The organism is Methylomonas sp. BG-2 (assembly GCF_057766305.1).
In genome coordinates this window covers 1-3,795 of record NZ_JBYMAP010000308.1, presented here as the reverse complement: position 1 = coordinate 3,795, position 3,795 = coordinate 1, and the positions used below count along the sequence as shown (strand labels likewise).

General features: G+C 59.6%; 3 protein-coding genes and 1 pseudogene. All 4 read right to left on the bottom strand.

Annotation, left to right across the window (positions count from 1 at the left end; genetic code table 11):
* Positions 1-268 (bottom strand): annotated as a pseudogene (locus tag AC3B8H_RS19255) (hypothetical protein); the annotation flags it as partial.
* 97 nt (positions 269-365) lie between these two features.
* On the bottom strand, positions 366-551 hold the full coding sequence (locus AC3B8H_RS19250) for a YezD family protein (protein WP_488443139.1): 186 nt from the start codon (positions 549-551) through the stop codon (positions 366-368).
* Positions 552-923: 372 nt separating this feature from the next.
* Complete coding sequence (locus tag AC3B8H_RS19245) at positions 924-2,564, bottom strand: sulfotransferase (protein ID WP_488443138.1); 1,641 nt, start codon at positions 2,562-2,564, stop codon at positions 924-926.
* A 297-nt stretch (positions 2,565-2,861) separates the two neighbouring features.
* Complete coding sequence (locus AC3B8H_RS19240) at positions 2,862-3,611, bottom strand: hypothetical protein (protein ID WP_488443137.1); 750 nt, start codon at positions 3,609-3,611, stop codon at positions 2,862-2,864.
* Positions 3,612-3,795 lie beyond the last annotated feature (184 nt).

Genomic DNA, 3,795 nt, shown 5'->3' with positions numbered 1-3,795 from the left:
GGTAGCGGGTACCGGTCGGCCGGTAATCGTTCTCGCGGTATTCGTAACGGGTCCGAAAATCCAGACCGACATCCAACCATTTCACGTCGCGGAACTCCTCAAACTGAGTTTTGCTCAGATTGCGGACATAGCTCGGTGGATCGGGTTCCGGTTCGACCCGGTAGCCCTTGGTCTTGACGTAATAATCCTCGGCCAGCACCGAGGCCGGGCCCGCCAACAGCAGGCCTAACGCACCCATCGAGCCGGCGCGGAGTAGACGATGTTTCATAGTGATACCTAAGAGTAACAAAGTGGTGTTGACGACCGATGTCCAGCAGCCGCCGCTTATTATTGGGCCTAACGGCCTTATTGGCGCGAGGTTCGAATCAAGTCGTCTCTTTGGTCGGATTGATCCGAAACCGTTCGCGCTTATCGATCTGCACGACCCTGCCGTCGTGCACGACCACTTCGATGGAGCCGAAGCGGATGTCTTTGAGCATCGCCGCGATTTGCCGCGCGATATCCGCGCAGCCTTCGTTAGCGGCCGAACGTTGATTAAATTCGATAGCCATATCGCCTCCCCGAGGTGGTGGACTGGGACAGTATTGAATGCTCCGTTGCCGGCTCCAGCCGGCGACGTTGGGGAGATGATAAGAGCGGGGTTATTCGATTAAAAACGATATAATTTGAAATAAAAATCTATAAATCAGATATACATGCTGATAGGCTGCTGATTAGGCAGCAAGAATAATTGAAATTCCAACAACTTAGCAGCAGCGCACGCCGCGATGATCGCAGGAGTTAACCGTGCTATTCGACGGGATAAAGTCGCGACCGGTTGTAACGAAAAGATGGTGGAGCGCTGCCCATGATTGGCCTGGGCGGTGTCAAGCGCTTAGTGCCGAAGCCGTTGCGCGGTAACGGCTTCGGCCTACGGAAGAGGATCAGGCGTAACCGAAGGCCTTGAGATAAGGTTCCAACAGCGGCAGGATGGCTTGAATTTGGGCTTGGTAACCGTGCCAGCGGGCGACGGCGCTACGGTAAATCGGCTGAGACACCGCCGCGAAGCTGGGCGTGGCCACGTAACGGCCGGCCGAACGCTCGTGGAAGCGTCGCACTTCCGGGCGCCATTCGACGCCCAACAACTCGAATACCCGCCGAAAGCTGGCTTCGAAGTCGTCTACCACGTCCTCGTAGCGTAATTCCAGATAGTCCGGCGCGATGCGGTCGCGCAGGCTCAGCCATAAATCCATCACCGCCGCGTACTGGCGGGCAATGCCTTGCCAGGACTGCAAATTGACGGTGGCGGGCGCCAACGCGAACGATTGCATCGCGCAGCTCAGGCAGACATCGCGCGGATCGCGCAACGCAAACAGGATTTTTGCTTCCGGAAACAAGGTGGCGATCAAACCGGTTTCGATGCTGTTCAGGGCCACCTTATTGACGAAGCGCTTTTTCAACGCGGCCGGCGTGAACTCCTCGGCGGCGCGTTGCCAGTAAAACGCCCGCAAGCGGCGGGCGCCGTCAATATCCAGGACCTTCAGCGCGGCCGGCGTATCGCCGGCGATGCCGGTCGTTGCCGCCAGCTCACGCGTCAATTCCTCGATCAAGCGGTTTTCGTCCGAGGTCATCACCTCGGGATGCGCGGCCAGCACTTGCTCGGTCAGTGTGGTACCGGAGCGCAAGAAACCGATTAAGAATGCAGGAATCGGCAAGTCGTCGGCAAAGTCGGCGACCCGCCAGCGTCCGAGCAAGGCATCGTCGTAACCTTGTTTGAATAACGCGATCTGGTCGAACAGATAGCTGGCGTCCACATTCCGGGCCTCCGGGCTAGCCGCCGTCAACTCGCCGGCCCGCGAGAACAGGTCGAAGGCTTCGGCGTGGCGCTGTTGTTTATCGTAGACCTTGGACAGCTCCAGGCAGGCCCGCGCCAACTGCCCGCTGTTTTGTTCATTCGCAACGATACGCTCCAGACGCCGGCCGGCGTCGTCTATCCGTTTCTTGTCGATTTCCAGAAGGGCCATCAGGATTTGGCAGCCGGCATCGTTCGGCGCCAGTTGCAAGACTTTCTGCATCTGGGCGATGGCTTGGTCGGTGTGGTTCAAGCGGTGCAGACAGGCCGCGATCGCATATTGCGCAGATGCGCTGGCCGGCATACGCTTGGCGGCGACCCTGGCCAATTGCAAGGCCGACTCGATGTCGCCCCACATTTGCATTTGTTCGGCGAATTCCAACAAAACCTTGCCGTCGATTTTTTCCGGTTGGCGCAGCATGGCCTTGGCGGCCTTGGCCAGATACTGCTTGCCCTCGGCGAGTCGATGCCGCCAGCACAGGCCCTGGCCGACGCCGGCCAACGCTTCGGCCTGATTGGGCTTGATCGCCAGCACTTGCCGATACGCCTGTTCGGCGGCGAGAAAGTCGCGGCGTTGATAGGCGTGGTAGCGGGCGGTTTCCAACAGTTGCATCAGGTCGGATTCGCCCGTCGCGGACTCCGCCAGCTCGGCGCAACAATGTTTGAATTTTTTACCGCTGCCGCACGGACAGGGATCGTTACGACCGGATTTGGCCGGGGCGGGTGTCGTCATTATCAATCGTGGTAAACGCGGAGCCGGCATCATAACCCTAAAAAAGTCAGTTGAGGCGTGTGGGAACCGTTCGTGGTGAGCCCTTCGGCTACGCTCAGGAGAGCCCTGTCGAACCATGAGCGGTTTCCACACGCCAACCCATTTGGTGAGCATATCAAAACCCCGCCTACCCTTCGACTGGCTCAGGGCGAACGGGATTTTGATATGCTCGACTGCGTTTTTTAGGATAACCGACAAACGCCGAAACGGGAGGGCCGGCGCGGCCGCTCCCGTGTTGCCAAGCAAGGCCCGGCGAGTTTAAGCCGCGAGCGCCTTGCGCCGAACCGACACGCCGAAACCGGCTAAAACGCCGCCGAACAACCAGACCGCGCCGGGAAGCGGCACTTGCGAAACGGTGATGGTATCGCCGCTGACCGCGAAATGCAGAGTATCCGAGCTAAAGGTAACCCGGTAATCACCGTGATCGAGTATCGGGCCGACGAAGCCGCCCGGCGCCGAGAAGGTATCGCCGGAGTTGATGCCGGCCGCGGCTTCCGCGTCGGTCAGGCGGTAGTCCGACATCACGTATCGGTAATTGCCGGCGGCCAGCGTGATATCGAAGGCCGGATCGCGGCGGAAATGGATGGAACCGTCCGCCGCGCCCTGGGCTTGGGTGCGGGTGGCCAGACTGATCGTGGCGGTATTGACGGTCGCGCAATTGTTGGCGATGTCGTCGCAACGGGCCAAGTGGTTGGCGGCGGTCAGGCTCGCCGAACCGTCGTCCAAATACCAGTGGGTGTCCGGATCCAGCCAGGTCAATTCGCCGTCGCCGTTCAGATCGGCCGCGAAATAGCCGGCGGTCGAGGTGTTGCTTTGCGATGCCTCGTAGGCCAGTACATCGACGCTAAAGCTACCGGCGGTGGTCATCGCTACCTTCCAGGTATCGAAGCTGGTGCCGCCCGCTTGCAAAAACAGCGTGCCGTTGACACTGAGGGTATTGGCCTGGGCCGAACCGATCGCGGCCAGTGCCAAGCCGGCCGCGATCGCGGCGCGTAATGCATCGTTCATACTGAATTTCCTTGGTTTTGAATTGATTGAGAATGATCGGCTTTAGCCGTTTTCAGCGACGCCGGCCCAGCTCATGCCCGCGAGGCGGGTACCGCCGCCATGTTGGTTTACACCGCGATGTCAGACGCTTACCCGCCATGAAATTGTTAACGACGCCCAGCGCAAACGGCGAGCGCTCCCAAAA

Coding starts and splice junctions, on each gene's coding strand:
- AC3B8H_RS19250 (WP_488443139.1), bottom strand. CDS start 551: ATGGCTATCGAATTTAATCAACGTTCGGCCGCTAACGAAGGCTGCGCG.
- AC3B8H_RS19245 (WP_488443138.1), bottom strand. CDS start 2,564: ATGACGACACCCGCCCCGGCCAAATCCGGTCGTAACGATCCCTGTCCG.
- AC3B8H_RS19240 (WP_488443137.1), bottom strand. CDS start 3,611: ATGAACGATGCATTACGCGCCGCGATCGCGGCCGGCTTGGCACTGGCC.